Genomic DNA, 16702 nt, shown 5'->3' on the forward strand with positions numbered 1-16702 from the left:
TGAGACGAAGCCGTTCGTGTTTTCGGGGAGCGGGGACGGCGAGCGCCCCCGGTCAGTGCTTACGCGGTGCTTTCGTCGTCGATGTCGTGCGCCGTCGGTTCATACCGCACGATCAGCAGAAACACGATCGGCGTGACCGCACTGACCGCGACGACCCAGAACATGTCGGTGCCGAGGCGGGCCTGCAGGATCGGCAGCACGAACAGCGCCAGCGCCTGGCCGATGCCGCACAGCGATCGCCCGAAGCCGACGCCGGTGCCGCGAATCGCGGCCGGATACGACAACGTCGGATAGATCATCATCTGCGCGCCGGGCCCGAAGCCTTCGGCGAACAGCCACGTGCCGAGCATCAGCAACACGACGCCGACCGCGATCGCCCCGTGCGGATGGCCCGCCAGCGCCAGCGCGACGAGTGCGATCGTTTGCAGCGCGAACCCCGCGATCGCGACATGACGCGACGGATAGCGATGCGCGACGCGCATGCCGAGCAAGCCGCCGGTAAACGCGAACAGCACGTTCAACGCCAGCGACGCCGCGATCGTCTCGAACACGCCCGCGCCGAGGAATTGCGACAGGATCGACGGCAGGAAGAACGCGATCGCCGTGTATTCGAACGGGATGCACAGGTTCATCACGCTGGCGACGATCGTGCGCCCGAGATACGGACGCTGGAACAACACGCGAATCCGCACGGGCGGCGGGCTCGACTCGCGTCGCGCATCGTCCGCTTCGTGCGCGTGAATGCCGTACGACTCGCGCAGGATGCGCGCGGCATTGGCCAGGTCGCCCTGATTGGCGGCCCACAGCGGCGACTCGTTCATGAAGCGGTTGCGGAACAGGATGATGACGAGCGCCGGCACCGCGCCGAAGATCAGCGACGCGCGCCACAACCAGCCCGCATGCTCGGCCGGCAGCAGGAAATACAGGCCGAAGATCAGCAGGAAGCACACTGACGACGCGACGTACCACATCGGGCACCACGCGGCGAGCCGCGACGCCTTGTTGCCGCGGCCGTTGAACTTCGAGAATTCCGCGAGAAACGCCATCGCGACGGGCAGGTCGATGCCGACGCCGAGCCCCATCACGAAGCGCGCGGCGATCAGTACCCAGACGTTCGGCGCGAGCCCGGCCGCGATCGCCGCGACCACGAAGAACAGCATGTCGGCCATGAACACCTGGTAGCGGCCGATCCGGTCGGTCAGCCAGCCGCCGATCAGGCTGCCGAAGATCGTGCCGATCATGATCGCCGAACCGACCAGCCCGGTCAGCGCGGGCGTCAGGCCGAATTCGCGCGCGACGTCGTCGATGCCGTAGGACAGCGTCGTCAGGTCGTACGCGTCGAGAAACACGCCGCCGAGCGCCAGCAGCACGATCATCCGTGCGTGGCTCACCGAACTGTCCACCGTATTGATCAGGCGCGCGACGTCGCTGGCCGAGCGGATGGGAGAAGAAACCGGCGTGACCGGGCTCAGATCGATCGAACTCATCGGATTCCTTAGTTTGATGCCGAATACATGGCAAGGTCGTCGTGAAGCCGGAAACCAGGCGAGCGCCTTGTCGGCTATCGCGGCGTCGAGCGTATTCGGCCCGCTGCCGTCGACTTCCGGCAGCGGAAATTCTGTTCCCTCGATCCGGTAATCCCAAGCGATATAAACCGATAAATTAATCGGCGTACGTCATAAAGTTGCGCGGGCGGTGCTTAGCGGCAGCATGCATGTGCAATCGCGAATTCCTTCGTTAGCGAATCGCTTGCGCTTCGTCACATTAGCCGGTCACCTGCCTGTTCGCGGCGCGTTGCCGCTCGCGCGCGAATGCTAAATGATTGCCTCCCCTTCCGTGCGCGGTTTCACGCTCGACGATATTCGCGGCTTTCTGGACTGCATGCTGCTGATCGAGGGCACGCGGTCGTGCGACCAGATCGCCGATCTGGAGAAGCGGCGCGACACGCATCGCATCGCATCGCGTCAATCGTCGAAGGTCCCCTGATATTCCGGCGCGGCATCCGCGCGCGTGTTCAGTTCGAACATCACGCCGCCCGGCGCGCGGCAAAAGAAGCGCGAGCCGCGCCCGTTGTTGAAGACATCCGTCTCCATCGCGACGCCCTCTTCCTTGAAACGCGCGAACAGCGCATGCACGGCATCGAGGCTCGGCAGTTCGAAGCCGACGTGGAAGTTGGTCGGCCACGCGGGCACGCCGTCGCCGACGTGATCGATCACGACGTCGAAGCCCGGACGCTTGAGGATCCAGGATTTGTCCCAGCTTCCCGCGATCGTGAAGCCAAGGTATCGCTCGAAGAACCGGGCCGTCGCCAGCGTGTCGGCAGAGGGGAAGCTCAGGTGATTGAGTTTCATCGTGTGTGTCGTTTCGGTCATGGTCGCGCGCTCCGATGCGTTGGTGGGCGAAGGCTCCATGCCGTGCCGCCCGAGGACCTCAGAATACGAGCGGAAGCTCGCATTCCACAACTCGCATTCGACGTTCCGCCGGAACCGCGTGAAACCCTTGTCGCACCGCCCGTTGCGGGAGGGCGACGATTGCGACGGATCGCATGACTCGCATTCGCGACAGTCTCGTCGATGCGAGGCACCCGATCGGCCGACGACATCAAACGACGACGGCCCGGGATTCGCGAACGAACCCCGGGCCGTCGATCGACAGCGGTGTCGGGCTGTACATCCGTTGCCCGGCACCGCGCATCGCGCATCGCTCAACGCGACGCGACCTGCATCAGAACTGATAACCCGCGCCGACCACCGCGCCGAAGTCCGACCGCGTGTTGCCCGTCACCGATGCCTTGACGACCCAGCGGTTGCTCTCCGTCACGTACGAGTAGCCGGCCGCGAAGCCCTGCTGGCCGTGATAGTTCGACGTCGCCGCCGACACCATCGAGCGCCCCGCGCCGGTCGGCCGCGGCAAGCCGGCCACCGCCATCGCCGACGCGACGCCGCCGTACATGTCCTTCTTCAGGTCGAGCGCAGCGATGATACCGGCCGAACGTGGCGCGGTCTTTAAAAAATCAAATCCGCGGCGGCACGCCGATTGCTCGTCGCCCGAACCGCATCAGGGAGCCGGCGCAGCCGGGCATCGACGTGACACGCACATCCGGCAGGATTCACATCGGCATTTCGGGCTGGCGCTACCCCGGCTGGCGCGGGACGTTCTACCCGCCCGACCTGAAGCAGGCCAGCGAGTTGCGGTATGCATCGGCCCACATGCAGACGATCGAAATCAACGGCACGCACTACAGCCTGCAAGCGCCCGACAGCTGGCGGCGCTGGTATGCCGACTCGCCGCCCGGGTTCGTGTTCAGCGTCAAAGGCTCGCGCTACCTGACGCACATGCTGCGCTTTCGCGGCGAAACGGCCACGATCGCGTGCGCGAATTTTTTCGCGCAGGGGCTGTTCGCGCTGAAGGACAAGCTGGGGCCGCTGCTGTGGCAATTCCCGCCGTCGCTGCGGTTCGATCCGGCGCATATGGAGCGCTTCCTGAGCCTGCTGCCGCCCGACACGGAAGCCGCGCTCGCGCTCGCCCGACGGCACGATGCGCGCGTCCGCGAGCCGTATCTGCGGATCGACCGCAAGCGTCCGTTACGTCATGCGGTGGAGGTGCGGCACGAGAGCTTCGTCGATCCGGCGTTCGTGAAACTGCTGCGCCGCCACAAGGTCGCGCTCGTCGTGTCGGATTCGACCGAGGCGTGGCCGCAGCTCGAGGATCTGAGCGCGCGGTTCGTCTATATCCGGCTGCACGGCACTGAAACGAAGTATTCAGGTGAATACGCCGATGCGGCGCTCGAACGATGGGCGCGCAGAATCGAAACCTGGAGCCGGGGCGCGCAGCCCGCCGATGCGCGTCTCGCCGCACCGGCGCTGAAACCGCCTCGGGCGGCGACGCGCGACGTGTACTGCTATTTCGACAACGACACGAAAACGCAGGCGCCGTTCGATGCCGGGCGGCTCATGGCCCGGCTCGGGCTGCATGCGCCCGATGCGGTGTCCGAATGAAACGCTCGGCAAGCTGCGGACGGCAGGTGCCCGCCGGCCCGCCGAAGCCAGGCCAGGTCCGCAAGATGCTCCTATGCTGATGGATAGTGCCCCTCATCGCGCCCGTCGCGCGCCCGGTAAATTTTGCACGACCGATAGCCGGCACCATGGGCCAAAACTGCAAGGAGAAAAAGCGATGACCCTGCTTATCTACCTGGTCGGATGGATCATTTTCATCGGCGGCGTCGCGTGGGGTTTGATGACGCTGCACGTCTCGCAGCACATCATCGAGATCGTGGCCGTCATCCTGTTCGGCATCGCGGTCATCACCGGCGCGACACGCGCCCGGAATCGCGACCGGTCGTAGCGCGGCGTGCTGCGCAGTCCGTAGAAGGTGAACCCGGCGACCGTCGAGTGCGTGACGGCGGCGATCCGCGAACTCGGCTATCGGTCGAACCTGACCGCGCGCGCTCGCCGAGGGCCGTACGTCGACGCTCGCGACCGGCATTCGCGCGCTGGCCGCCGAACGCGAGCCGTGCAGCCGGGTCACCCCTGCCCGCGCCGCATCCTGAGCGTCGCCGACGGCGATTCCCCGAACGCGCGCTTGTACTCGATCGCGAACCGCCCGAGGTGCGCGAAGCCCCATTTCAGCGCGACGTCGGTGACCGACGCGAGTCCCGGCGTGTCGTCGGCCAACAGTTCATCGCGTACATGTTGCAGCCGCAACTGCCGCACGAAGCCCATCGGCGTGATCCCGTGGCGATTGCGAAAGCCGGCGAACAGCGTGCTCGGGCTCACGCCGGCGAGTTCGGCGAGCCGTTCGATCGTCAGCGGCTCGTCGAGATGCGCGCGGATGTATTCCTCGACGCGCCGCACGTAGAACGGCGCGAGCGGTGCCGGCGCGGGACGTGTGCCGTTGCGCGCGGTGTTCGGTTGGCCGTACAGCAGCAGGTTCAGCAGCGTCGATTCGAGTTGCTCGAAGGCGAGCGGATGGCGCAGCGGATGGCCGTCCGTCGCGATCGCGTCGGCCAGCATCGGCAACATTTGCGCGAGGCAGGCTCCCTGCTGCGACGCCAGGCTGAACGCCGGCTCGAACTCCACCGGTGCGCGCCGGTCCCCGCCGAAATGGCGCTGCGCATGCCGTTCCATCACGTCGCGCTCGATACGCAGGATGACTTGCGGACACGCTTCGCCCCATCGCATCCGGAGCGGCAGCGTGGGCGACAGCAGCGACGCCGTGTCGGGCGACGACACGAAGCGCGTCGCGCCGCATTCGATCTCGGCGTCGCCGCGCAGCGGAATCTGCAACAGATAGAAATGCTCGAGCGGCCCCGGTTCGATCGACACCTCGCCGCCGTAATCGAGCAGGTTCAGCGACAGGTTGCCCCAGCGCGCATGGTGCATGCAGCTGTGCAGCACGCGCGATTCGCCGGTCGGCGTGAGTCGATGCGGCTTGAAGACGTCCGCCACGCGCGCACGCACCTCGTCGACGTCGTTCGACTCCAGCAGCAGCGTGCCGTGATTGAAACAGGCGGCGTCACCCAGCCAGCCGGTTTCGGAAAATTGCGCCATCGAAGTTCTCCCGTCGTGCTCGATCGCACTCGCGCCGTGCATGCATTCCCGATATCGGGGAATGCGCCGCACGATCCGGACAGCCCCCGGAGTATCCGGACAATCCGTCCGATGAAACACGCAAGTCCCGCGCAAGCCACGCAAGAAGCGGACCGTTCGCGCATCGTAGAAAACTGTGCGGGCTGTCCGCATCCGCACATACCCGCAGTCGGCCCCGGCCCGCCGGCCTGCGGCGGCCGCTGCCGCAGGTTTCCGGAATTCGCGGATACCGGCCGAAGAAAGCGGATAGAAACGCCCATTTCGGCCGCCAATACTGGGCCGTCATCGAAACCAACCGCATGGAGGGACACATGAACGGACGTCACATCGAGATTCCAGCGCCGGACGGCGGCGCGTTCCGCGCGTACCTGAGCATGCCGGCCGGCGGCACGGGGCCGGGCATCGTGCTCTGTCACGAGATCTTCGGCGCGAACGCGACGATGCGGGACGTGGCCGACTACTACGCCGAGGAAGGCTATACGGTGCTCGTGCCGGACCTGTTCTGGCGCCAGTCGCCGGGCATCGAACTCGGCTACACGGCGGCCGATTTCGAGCGCGCAATGGCCCTTTATCGCGCATTCGACGAAAACAAGGGTGTCGACGACGTCGGCGCCGCGCTGGACGCGCTCCGCCGGCGGCCGGAATGCACGGGCGAGGCCGGCGTGCTCGGCTACTGCCTCGGCGGCAAGCTCGCGTACCTCGCCGCGTGCCGGCTGCCGGGCGTGGCCGCGGCGGTCAGCTACTACGGCGTGGGCATCGAGCATGCGCTGGACGAAGCCGCGCACCTGCGCGGACGGCTCGTGCTGCAGATCGCCGCGCAGGACCGCTTCTGCCCGCCCGACGCGCGGCAGCGCATCGCGGATGCGCTGTCCGGCCGCGACGGCGTCGAAGTATACGTCTACCCCGGCGTCGATCACGCGTTCGCCCGCCCCGGCGGCGATCATTACGACCAGGCCGCCGCCATCATGGCCCACCAGCGCGCGATCGCCGCGTTCCGCGCCGCGCTCGGCCCGCGCTACGACCTGTCCGCGCTGTGGGAAACGCACCTGCAGCACGAGTTCGACACGCGCAACGTCGACGCGACGATGGCCACGATGGTCGCCGAGCCGTACGTCAACCATATTCCGACGCTGACGGGCGGCGTCGGCCACGACGAACTCAAGCGCTTCTACACGCATCACTTCGTGCATGCGAACCCGCCCGACACGACGATCACGCCGATCTCCCGCACGATCGGCGCGAGCCAGATCGTCGACGAGCTGCTGTTCTGCTTCACGCACACCACCGAGATCGACTGGATGCTGCCGGGCGTCGCGCCGACCGGCAAGCGCGTCGAGATTCCGCTCGTCGCGATCGTGAAGTTTCGCGGCGACAAGCTCTATCACGAGCACATCTACTGGGATCAGGCGAGCGTGCTCGTGCAGATCGGTCTGCTCGATCCGGCCGGCCTGCCGGTCGCGGGCGTCGACACGGCCCGCAAGCTGCTCGACGTGACCGTGCCGTCGAACGGCCTGATGCGCCGCTGGCGCGACAGCGCGCCGTCCACGGGTGCGCGCTGACGCGCCCCCAAACCCTCACCCCCACGATTCCCGGAGACATCCCATGAATGCCCTTGCTGGCAAAGTCGCGCTCGTCACCGGCGGCGCCACGCTGATCGGCGCCGCGGTCGCGCAGGACCTGAGCCGCGCCGGTGCGTGCGTCGCGATCCTCGATCTCGATGCGGACAACGGCGCACGCGTGGCCGCATCGCTCGGCGAACGGGCGCTGTTCATCGCGCTCGACATCACCGACGACCGCGCGATCGAGCGCGCGGTATCGGCGATCGTCGAACGGTTCGGCGCGATCGACGTGCTCGTCAACCTCGCATGCAGCTATGTCGACAACGGCATCCACGCGACCCGCAACGACTGGCTCGCGGCGATGGACGTCAACGTCGTGTCGGCCGCGATGCTCGCGAAGGCCGTGCATCCGCACATGGCCCGGCGCGGCGGCGGCGCGATCGTGAACTTCAGCTCGATTTCCGCGCAGTGCGCGCAGACCGGCCGCTGGCTGTATCCGACCTCCAAGGCCGCGATCCGCCAGCTCACGCGCAGCATGGCGATGGATCTCGCGCCCGACCGGATTCGCGTCAACTCGGTGTCGCCCGGCTGGACCTGGTCGCGCGTGATGGACGAGCTGACGCACGGCGACCGCGCGAAGACCGATCGCGTCGCCGCGCCGTTCCACCTGCTCGGCCGCGTCGGCGATCCGTCGGAAGTCGCGCAGGTCGTCACGTTCCTGTGCAGCGACGCGGCGAGCTTCGTGACGGGCGCCGACTACGCGGTGGACGGCGGCTACGCCGCGATGGGCCCCGAACAGGCGGTGCCGGCGATTCCGCGCCTCGCGGAGTGACTGCTCCGCGTCGCCCCTTCACGCAATCATTCCGGCCGCCACGCGGCCAACCGAGGACATTTCCATGAGACGCATCGCTATCGTCGGCGCCGGCCAGTCCGGCCTGCAACTCGCCTTCGCCCTGCTCGGCCGGGGCTACCACGTCACGCTCGCGACCAACCGCGACGCGGAGCAGATCCGCGCGGGCAAGGTCATGTCGAGCCAGTGCATGTTCCACACGTCGTTGCAGATCGAGCGCGATCTCGGCCTGAATACGTGGGAGGAAGCGTGCCCGTCCGTCGAAGGCATCGGCATCGCGGTGCCGCACCCCGACGGCAATGGCCGCAAGGCGATCGACTGGTCGTCGCGACTGACGCGCTACGCGCAGTCGGTCGACCAGCGCGTGAAGATGGCCGACTGGCTCGACGGCGTGCGTCGCCGCGGCGCGGACGTACGGATCGGCGACATCGGCGTGCCCGAACTTGAGGAACTGGCGCGCAGCCACGACCTCGTGCTGCTCGCGGCCGGCAAGGGCGACATCGTGAACCTGCTCGGCCGCGACGATGCGCGCAGCCCGTTCGACCGCCCGCAGCGCGCGCTGGCGCTGACCTACGTGAAAGGAATGACACCGAGCGAGCCGTATTCGCGCGTGCGCTTCAACCTGCTGCCGGGCATCGGCGAATACTTCGTGTTTCCCGCGCTGACCACCACCGGCCCGTGCGAAATCATGGTGTTCGAAGGCATCCCGGGCGGCCCGCTCGACTGCTGGGCCGACGTGAAGACGCCCGAGCAGCATCTGGACCGCAGCCTGTCGTTCCTGCAGCAATACGTGCCGTGGGAATACGAGCGCTGCCGCGACGTCGCGCTCACCGATCCGAACGGCACGCTGGCCGGGCGCTTCGCGCCGACCGTGCGCAAGCCGTTCTTCCGGCTGCCGTCGGGCCGCACCGTGTTCGGGATGGCCGATGCGGTGGTGGTCAACGATCCGATCACGGGCCAGGGCTCGAACAACGCCGCGAAATGCGCGAACGCGTATTTCGACGCGATCGTCGCGCGCGAGGCCGCACCGTTCGGCGAAGACTGGATGCACCGGACGTTCGAAAACTACTGGGCGTATGCGCAGCACGTCGTGCGCTGGACCAATTCGCTGCTCACCCCGCCGCCGCCTCACATTCTCGAACTGCTCGGCGCGGCCGGCCAGCTGCCGTCGCTCGCGAAAACGATCGTCGACGGGTTCGACGATCCGCGCCGGTTCGCGCCGTGGTGGTTCGAGCCGTCGGCATGCGCGGCGCTGATCCGCGAACACAGCGTGCGTGCGGAGTAATCGTCATGGAAACCATCGTCACCGACCGTCCGGCCCTCGACCCGATGCAGTTGCGCGCCGCGTTCGGGCAGTTCCCGACCGGCGTCACCGTGATCACCACGTGCGCGGCCGACGGCCGCAAGGTGGGCCTCACCGCGAATTCGTTCTCGTCGCTGTCGCTCGATCCGCCGCTCGTGCTGTGGAGCCTGCGCAAGCTCGCGCCGAGCCGCCCGGATTTCGTCGCGGCGACCCACTTCGCGATCAACATCCTCGCGCACGACCAGATCGACCTGTCGCGCCGCTTCGCGACGCCCAGCGCCGACAAGTTCGACGGCGTGCCGCACGCGGATTCGGGCAGCGGCGGCGTGCCGTGCCTCGACGGCGCGAGCGCGCGCTTCGTGTGCCTCAACGTCGGCCACTACGAAGGCGGCGACCACCTGCTGTTCATCGGCGAGATCGAGCAGTTCGACGCATTCGGCAAGGCGCCGCTCGTGTTCCATGCCGGCCAGTATCGCGCGATCGCCGATCATCCTGCTCTTTCACGCACGCTTTGATTAGTAGATACAAATAAAACTCCAGGAGGTGGTGAATATGAAATTCGGCTCTCGCCTGCTCGTCGCCGCGGGCTTCGCGCTCGCCGGCCTCGGTGGCCTCGTCGGTCATACGCCGGCCCATGCGGCCGACCTGCCGGCGGTCAACCTCGGCATGACCAGTTTCCTCGACGGCATGCCGCCGGCCGGCGCCGGCTGGTACGGCACGCAGTACCTGCAGTACTACACGGCCGGTCGCGTCAACGACAATGCGGGCAACAAGGTCGGGCTGCCGAAGCAGGACGTCGACCTGTTCGCGGGATTGAGTCAGCTCGTCTATCAGTCGCCGCTGACGTTCGCGGGCATGCATCCGGGCCTCGACGTGATCCTGCCGTGGATCGCGTCCGCGCGCACCGACGACGGCATCGGCAACGTCGCGCTGAATGCGCGCGCCGGCTTCGGCGATCTGCTGATCGGCCCGTTCGTCCAGTTCGACCCGGTGATGGGCGCGCAGGGCCCGCGTTTCGCGCAGCGCGTCGAATTCCAGTTCATCGTGCCGACCGGCGCGTACGATCCGGCGCGCGCGATCAATCCGGGTAGCCATTTCTGGTCGTTCGATCCGTACTGGGCCGCGACGCTGTGGCTCACGCCGAAATGGACCGTATCGTGGCGGCTGCACTATCTGTGGAACGCGACCAACCATCAGCCGGCGACGGCACTCGGCCCGGACGTGACGTCGACGCAGGCCGGCCAGGCGATCCACGTGAACTTCGCGACCGAGTACGAAGTGCGGCCCGGCCTGCGGCTGGGGCTCAACGGCTACTGGCTGCGCCAGACCACCGACATGAAGGCCAACGGGCAGGACGTGCCCGGCACGCGGGAAGCCGTGTTCGCGATCGGGCCGGGCGCCATGTATAGCTTCTCGCCGCACGATCACCTGCTGTTCAACGCGTACTTCGAGACCCATGCGCGCAACCGGCCGCAAGGGACGCGGATGGTGCTGCGCTACGTGCATCACTTCCAGTGATGCACGGCGCGCCGGCCGTCCCGATACGGTGCTTGCCGCTTCGAGAGGTTAGCCGCAGGGGGCAGCCGTGAAGGCGGTGGACTACGGCTCGTTCCATGATCGACCATGGATCCAGGATGCATTGACGCCGCTATGGTCGACCTGTCTCGCGGCGCCGCCTGGGGAGAGAGCCTCCATGAAGCCTGTTGCCGCGCCGGCCGCCGAATCACCCGGGGCCGGCACGTCCAGCCTTGATCGGTGCGCGCAAAGCCGCATCCGCGCGCCGCTCACGGCGCGATGCCGACGAACGTGGGCAGCAGCACGCGATAGACGTGAATCATCGCCGGGCCGAGCAGCACCACCATCAGCGCGGGGAAGATGCAGAAGATCAGCGGGAACAGCAGCTTCAGCGCGATCTTTGCCGCGCGTTCCTCCGCGCGCATCCGGCGGCGGGTGCGCAGCATGTCCGACAGCACGCGCAGCGATTCGCTGATGCTCGTGCCGAACCGGTCCGCCTGGATCAGCATCGCGCAGAACGATTCGATGTCCTCCACGCCGGTGCGCAGCGCGAGATTGCGCAGCGCCGCCTCCTTCGTGAAGCCGGAGCGCATCTCGAGCAGCAGCAGATCGAGCTCGCTCGCGACCACCTCGCTGCTGAACCGCAGCTCCTCGCTCACCTTCATCAGCGCCGCGTCGAGCCCGAGCCCCGCCTCGACGCACACCGTCAGCAGGTCGAGCGCGTCCGGGAAATCCTCGAAGATCTTCTGCTGACGCACCTTGACCCGCTGCGACAGCACGACGTTCGGGATGTAGTAGCCGATGCCGGCGAGCGCCACGAGGATCAGCGACAACAGCGCGCGCTCGTCGCCGAGCGACGTCGTGATCAGCGCCAGCAGCGCCGCGCACGGCAGGCCGAGCGCGAGCATCGTCTTCGCGGTGAAATACAGCGCGGCCGCGCTCTGGTTGCGCCAGCCGGCATTCATCAGCCGGATGCGCAGCGGCGAATTCTCCCAGCCCTCCTTCGGCACCGACAGCTTCGAGATCGGGGTGGACAGCTCGACCAGCTTCGCGACCCAGCGCGACGCCACGTCGTCGCCGTCGCCCGGGCCGGCGACGGCGCCCGCCCCCGTCCCGCCGGCCTGCTGGAGCCGGCGCTGGATGCCGCGCGGCGCGAACAGCAGCATCGCGACGAGCACGCCGCCGGCCACGAAGATGAACAAGCCGCCCAGCATCACGGCCTGGACCACGCTCAGGTTTTGCATGACAACCTCGCAACGGTTCGTTATTCGGCTCGCGCGTCAGACGCGAATGCGCACGATTCGGCGGATCCAGAACAGCCCGAACAGCATCGACACCAGCATCGTGCCGACCATCCGGATCCCGGCCGGATCCTCCCAGAGCACCGACAGGAATTCGCGGTTCAGCAGCGCCATCACCGCCGCGGTGCCGAACGGCAAAAGCCCGAGAATCCACGCCGACAGCCGCCCTTCCGCCGACAGCACGCGCACCTTGTCGAACAGCTTGAAGCGCTCGCGGATCAGCCCGGCGATGCTGTCGAGCAGTTCGGCCAGGTTGCCGCCCGTCTCGCGCTGGATCAGCACCGCGATCACGAAGTAGCGCAGGTCCTGCACCGGCACGCGCGTCGCCAGATTCGTCAGCGCGTCGTGCAGCGACACGCCGTAGTTGACCTCGTCGAACGTCACGCGAAATTCGCCGCCCATCGGCTCGGAAAACTCGTCGCCGACCATCCCCAGCGTGCTCGTGAACGAATGGCCGGAGCGCAGTGCGCGCGCGATCATGTCGCAGATGTCCGGCAACTGCCGCTCGAGCTTGCGCATCCGCCGGGTGCGGCAGCGCAACACGTACATCATCGGCCCCCATCCGGCGAACAGCGCGATCGGCACCGCGGCGAGCTGCGGCGCCCGCGCGAAACTCGCCGCGAACCACGTGAGCGCCGCGAACGTCGCGCTGAGCGTGATCAGCTTCGGCAGCGTCCAGTCGAGACCCGACTGCTGGATCACGAGATCGAGCGCGTGCACGCGCGGCAGGCGCAGCAGCAGCCGGTCGAACGGCTTCGATTCGTCGAGCATGCGCTTCTTCAGGATCGACAGCCGCTCCTGCTGCACGTTGCCGCCCGCCGACATCGCGCGAATGCGCGATTCGATCCGCCGCGCGGCGGCGCCGTGCCGCGCGTTCCACCATTGATAGATGCCTTCGATCGACAGCACCACCGCGACGAAGGTAAGAATCACAAAACCGTAAAAGATCGCATTCATGAGGCCTCTCCCCGGCGGCACACGACGCCCTCGCGTCAGTCCGTCTCGTATCGCATGGACGGGTCGTACAGCGAATCCGGCAGGTTGATGCCGAACGCCTGCAGCCGCTCGACGAACTTCGGCCGCACGCCGGTCGCGCAGAAGTGGCCGCGTACCGAGCCGTCGCGATCCACGCCCGTGCGCTTGAACGTGAAGATCTCCTGCATGTTGATGATGTCGCCTTCCATCCCGGTCAGTTCCTGGATGCTGACGATCTTGCGCTTGCCGTCCGTGAGCCGCGCCGCCTGCACGACCACCGAGATCGCCGACGCGATCTGCTGGCGCATCGTCTTCGGCGGCAACGTCAGGCCGGACACGCTGACCATGTTCTCGAGCCGCGTCAGCGCGTCGCGCGGCGTGTTCGCGTGGATCGTCGCGAGCGAACCTTCGTGGCCGGTGTTCATCGCGTTTAGCATGTCAAGCGCTTCCGCGCCGCGCACTTCGCCGAGGATGATCCGGTCCGGACGCATCCGCAGCGCGTTGCGCACCAGCGTGCGCTGCGTGATCTCGCCCTTGCCTTCGATGTTCGGCGGGCGCGTTTCGAGCCGCAGCACGTGTGGCTGCTGCAGTTGCAGCTCGGCGGCGTCCTCGATCGTCACGATCCGCTCGTTGCGCGGAATGAAGCCGGACAGGATGTTGAGCAGCGTCGTCTTGCCGCTGCCGGTGCCGCCCGACACCAGCACGTTCACCTTCGCGCGCGACAGCGCGTCGAGCAGCTCGGCCATCGGCGGCGTCAGGCTGTGGTAGCGCACCAGATCGTCCATCTTCAGCGGGTTGACCGCGAAACGCCGGATCGACATCAGCGGCCCGTCGATCGCGGACGGCGGGATGATCGCGTTCACGCGCGATCCGTCCGGCAGCCGCGCATCGACCATCGGGCTCGACTCGTCGATGCGGCGCCCGACGCGCGACACGATCTTCTCGATCACCTTCATCAGGTGCGCATCGTCGTAGAACGTCACGTCGGTCAGTTCGAGTTGGCCGCAGCGCTCGACGTAGACCTGCCGGTAGGTGTTCACGAGGATGTCGGAAATGCCGGGGTCGCGCAGCAACGCTTCGAGCGGGCCGAAGCCGAACATCTCGTCGTACACGTCGATCGCGAGCTGGCGGCGCTCGATGTCGTTCGCCGGCATGCGTTCCTCGTCGAGGATGCGTGCGATCAGCGAGCCGATCTCCATGCGAACCTGGTCCTGGTGCAGCCGCGACAGGCGCTCGAGTTCCACGCGCTCGAGCACGGCCAGGTGAATTTCGCGGCGCAGCTTCTGGTATGCGTCGCGCACCGACGAATGCGCCGGGCCGGCCGTCTCGCTGCCTGCCGACAGCGGCTGGGCCCGGTGCAACGACATCTGTTCGCGCAATGACATGATGATTCCCCGTAAGAATTACATCGACTTGAGCTTCGGCGTGGCCTTGCGGCCGAACAGCCGTGACATCAACGGCTCGCTGTGCGTCGCGCTGCGTCCCGCGCGCACCTCGCCGTCGACGAGTTGTTTCGCATAGCCCTGCAACGCCCGTACGACCGCCGAGCCGCGTGCGAGCCGCGACACCGGATGGCCCTGGTTGATCGCTTCGAGCACCGTGTCGGCATCGTCGGGAATCGTGCAGGCCGCCTGCAGACCGAGCACTTCCTCGAGCGCGGTGCGGGTCCGCTCGCTCGCGCGCGTCGCGCGGTTCACGATCAGCCGCAACTGGTCGGTCGAATAGCCGAGCGACACGAGGATCTCCAGCAGCCGGCGGCCGGCGCGCACGTGCGGCATCGCGGGCTGCAGCACGAGCTGGATCTGGTCGCTGCGATCGAGCGCGACCATCGACAGCGGATTGATGCCGACGCCGACGTCGAAGATCACGAAGTCGTAGCGCGGCGCGGCGACGCCGAGAATCCATTCGAGCGCGTCCTCGCGCATCTCGGCGGCCTTGACCGGGTCGCCGGCGCCGGCCAGCACGTGGAAGTTTTCCGTCACGTGCGCGACGCTCGCGTCGAGAAACGCGCTGTCGAGCCGCTCGATCTGCGCGCACAGCTGCGGCAGCGTCGACGGCGGGGTTTCGTCGCTGACGAGGAACGCCGCATCGGCGAACTGCTGGTTCAGATCGATCAGCAGCACGCGGCGCTTGAAGCCCTCGGCGATCTCGAACGCGACGTTGCTGGCCGCGAAGCTGGTGCCGGCCCCGCCCTTGCACGACATGAACGACACGATGCGCGTGTCGTCGGTATCGCGCCGCGTGCTCTGCGCGGCGGCCCGCCCGAGCGCGCTACCGAGCGCCTGCGAATCGAGCGGCCACTGCAGCACGTCGCGCGCGCCCGCACGCATCGCATCGAGCAGCACGTGCGGCGATGCGTCGGCCGTCACGAGGATGCAGGTCAGGCCCGCATGCGCGCGGCAGATGCGCTCGATCGCCGACAGCTCGGACGGCTCGAGCGACGTGCCGTCGACCAGCAAGATGTCGAACGCGTCGAGCCCGTCGGTGCGATGTTCGATCTGCGACGGGCGGCCGGTGGCGCGCGTCGTGCGATAGCGTCCGCAGTCGGCCACGAGACGCGCGATCTGCGAAAGCCGCGCGGTGTCGTCGGAAGCTACGAGGATGTTGATCATGTCGTGTGCCTCGTCTTTTCGATCAGTTGCAGGCGGAGCCGCCCGTCGCGGAATTCAGGCTTTCGCGCGGCAGCGTCGTCGTGAACGGCGGCATTTTCAGCGTGACGTTCATGAACGGGATCATGGTCTTGACGGTGACGTTCGTGACGCTCACCGTCACGAACGAGCACGTGTTGATGTCGCAGCTCGCGGGCGTGTAGTCGACCGACACGTTCGCGTCCGACAGCAGCGGCAACAGCGAGCGCACGCGCTTCACGACGCCCGCGGCGTTCACGTCGCAGACCACCGCGGTGCGCGCGCCGAGGCGCACGGCCTCGCTCGCGGTGTTCCAGTAGAACAGCACGCGGCCGAACTCGAAGATGCCGATCAGCAGCATGATCAGCACCGACGCGATCAGCGCGAATTCGACGATCGCCACGCCGCGCTGGGCGCGCCGGCGGGACAGCGGAAAATGGCGCGCGTTCATGACACTTGCCTCATCACGGTGACGATGTTGCCGAAGGTGATCGACGGCAGCCCCGGGTACGCGGGAATCGGCTGGTACTTGTAGCCGCTGATCTTCACTTCGACGACGTTGATCGCGCCGGTGGCCGTGCCGCTTGCCGCGTTGTTGTTCGAATCGTAGGTCGGCAGGTTCGCGAACTGCGGCGGATCGGACGCATCGCTGCAGCCGGTCGTGTGCTGCGCGTCGCAGATCGTGACCATCGACGTCGTGAGCCCGGGCACCAGCTCGGTGCCCGACGTGCCGCACGTCGTGCTGCCGTAGACGACCAGGCACTGCGCCTGCGACACCGGATACGCGCTGTCGGTCGGCAGCCAGACCGACAGGTAGCGCGCCGCGTCGCGGGTCGCCTTGGTCAGCGTCTCGTACTGGTAGATCGCCCGGCCGAACTCGGCCACGCCGGTCCCCAGCATGATCATCGGCATCAGCACGAGCGCGAACTCGACGGCGACGGCGCCGCGGGTGCGCGAACGACGAATCGACGGCTTCTTCATGAT

The 16702-nt window shown here is 67.2% G+C and carries 17 protein-coding genes and 2 pseudogenes; 9 read left to right on the plus strand and 10 right to left on the minus strand.

What is annotated here, in order from left to right; genetic code table 11:
• Positions 1-59 precede the first annotated feature (59 nt).
• Positions 60-1487: an MFS transporter gene (locus QZM72_RS02365; RefSeq protein WP_089471426.1), complete on the minus strand. Its 1428-nt coding sequence runs from the start codon at positions 1485-1487 to the stop codon at positions 60-62.
• 331 nt (positions 1488-1818) lie between these two features.
• On the opposite strand from QZM72_RS02365, the gene QZM72_RS02370 reads away from it, so the two are divergent.
• Complete coding sequence (locus QZM72_RS02370) at positions 1819-1986, plus strand: hypothetical protein (protein WP_256979843.1); 168 nt, start codon at positions 1819-1821, stop codon at positions 1984-1986.
• Here QZM72_RS02370 and QZM72_RS02375 read toward each other — a convergent pair.
• Entirely contained in the window at positions 1965-2372 is a 408-nt protein-coding gene (locus QZM72_RS02375; RefSeq protein ID WP_179233570.1) for a VOC family protein, read from the minus strand. The two genes, QZM72_RS02370 and QZM72_RS02375, sit on opposite strands and share 22 nt — an antisense overlap.
• Before the next feature lie 352 nt (positions 2373-2724).
• A pseudogene (locus QZM72_RS02380) lies at positions 2725-2967 on the minus strand (YadA-like family protein); the annotation flags it as partial.
• 119 nt (positions 2968-3086) lie between these two features.
• Here QZM72_RS02380 and QZM72_RS02385 point away from each other — a divergent pair.
• From QZM72_RS02385 to QZM72_RS02395, 3 genes and pseudogenes are all read left to right on the plus strand, one after another.
• Positions 3087-3998, plus strand: coding sequence for a DUF72 domain-containing protein (locus tag QZM72_RS02385; RefSeq protein WP_089471427.1), 912 nt, complete (start codon positions 3087-3089; stop codon positions 3996-3998).
• Positions 3999-4071: 73 nt separating this feature from the next.
• A complete protein-coding gene (locus QZM72_RS02390; RefSeq protein WP_144030185.1) occupies positions 4072-4344 on the plus strand; it encodes a hypothetical protein in 273 nt (90 codons plus the stop codon).
• Positions 4345-4350: 6 nt separating this feature from the next.
• Positions 4351-4477 (plus strand): annotated as a pseudogene (locus QZM72_RS02395) (LacI family transcriptional regulator); the annotation flags it as partial.
• A gap of 46 nt (positions 4478-4523) precedes the next feature.
• Here QZM72_RS02395 and QZM72_RS02400 read toward each other — a convergent pair.
• Positions 4524-5549 carry an AraC family transcriptional regulator gene (locus QZM72_RS02400; RefSeq protein ID WP_089471428.1) on the minus strand — a complete coding sequence of 342 codons (1026 nt, stop codon included), beginning with the start codon at positions 5547-5549 and terminating at the stop codon, positions 4524-4526.
• Between the two features lie 350 nt (positions 5550-5899).
• Between QZM72_RS02400 and QZM72_RS02405 the strand changes: the two genes are divergently transcribed.
• The 5 genes from QZM72_RS02405 (at position 5900) to QZM72_RS02425 (ending at position 10818) form a co-directional block, all read left to right on the plus strand.
• A complete protein-coding gene (locus QZM72_RS02405) occupies positions 5900-7147 on the plus strand; it encodes a dienelactone hydrolase family protein (RefSeq protein WP_301737041.1) in 1248 nt (415 codons plus the stop codon).
• A gap of 43 nt (positions 7148-7190) precedes the next feature.
• The gene (locus tag QZM72_RS02410; protein ID WP_089471430.1) at positions 7191-7979 is read left to right on the plus strand and encodes an SDR family oxidoreductase; all 789 of its coding nucleotides are present in this window, start codon (positions 7191-7193) and stop codon (positions 7977-7979) included.
• 64 nt (positions 7980-8043) lie between these two features.
• Complete coding sequence (locus tag QZM72_RS02415) at positions 8044-9282, plus strand: styrene monooxygenase/indole monooxygenase family protein (protein WP_089471431.1); 1239 nt, start codon at positions 8044-8046, stop codon at positions 9280-9282.
• 5 nt (positions 9283-9287) lie between these two features.
• On the plus strand, positions 9288-9815 hold the full coding sequence (locus QZM72_RS02420) for a flavin reductase family protein (RefSeq protein WP_089471432.1): 528 nt from the start codon (positions 9288-9290) through the stop codon (positions 9813-9815).
• Between the two features lie 37 nt (positions 9816-9852).
• On the plus strand, positions 9853-10818 hold the full coding sequence (locus QZM72_RS02425; protein ID WP_301737042.1) for a transporter: 966 nt from the start codon (positions 9853-9855) through the stop codon (positions 10816-10818).
• A gap of 266 nt (positions 10819-11084) precedes the next feature.
• Here the strand turns inward: QZM72_RS02425 and QZM72_RS02430 are convergent, their stop codons facing one another.
• From QZM72_RS02430 to QZM72_RS02455, 6 genes are read right to left on the minus strand one after another with little or no spacing between them, the layout of a single operon-like run.
• Positions 11085-12059, minus strand: coding sequence for a type II secretion system F family protein (locus tag QZM72_RS02430; protein WP_301737043.1), 975 nt, complete (start codon positions 12057-12059; stop codon positions 11085-11087).
• Positions 12060-12095: 36 nt separating this feature from the next.
• Complete coding sequence (locus tag QZM72_RS02435; protein ID WP_301737044.1) at positions 12096-13073, minus strand: type II secretion system F family protein; 978 nt, start codon at positions 13071-13073, stop codon at positions 12096-12098.
• 35 nt (positions 13074-13108) lie between these two features.
• Positions 13109-14476, minus strand: a complete 1368-nt coding sequence (locus QZM72_RS02440) for a CpaF family protein (RefSeq protein ID WP_089471435.1) — start codon at positions 14474-14476, stop codon at positions 13109-13111.
• Positions 14477-14494: 18 nt separating this feature from the next.
• Positions 14495-15703, minus strand: a complete 1209-nt coding sequence (locus QZM72_RS02445; protein ID WP_301737045.1) for an AAA family ATPase — start codon at positions 15701-15703, stop codon at positions 14495-14497.
• 22 nt (positions 15704-15725) lie between these two features.
• The gene (locus QZM72_RS02450) at positions 15726-16169 is read right to left on the minus strand and encodes a TadE/TadG family type IV pilus assembly protein (RefSeq protein ID WP_301737046.1); all 444 of its coding nucleotides are present in this window, start codon (positions 16167-16169) and stop codon (positions 15726-15728) included.
• Complete coding sequence (locus tag QZM72_RS02455) at positions 16166-16699, minus strand: TadE/TadG family type IV pilus assembly protein (protein WP_301737047.1); 534 nt, start codon at positions 16697-16699, stop codon at positions 16166-16168. The genes QZM72_RS02450 and QZM72_RS02455 overlap by 4 nt, the downstream gene beginning before the upstream one ends.
• Between the last annotated feature and the right edge of the window lie 3 nt (positions 16700-16702).

Source organism: Burkholderia sp. AU45388, from assembly GCF_030481585.1.
GTDB lineage: Bacteria > Pseudomonadota > Gammaproteobacteria > Burkholderiales > Burkholderiaceae > Burkholderia > Burkholderia sola.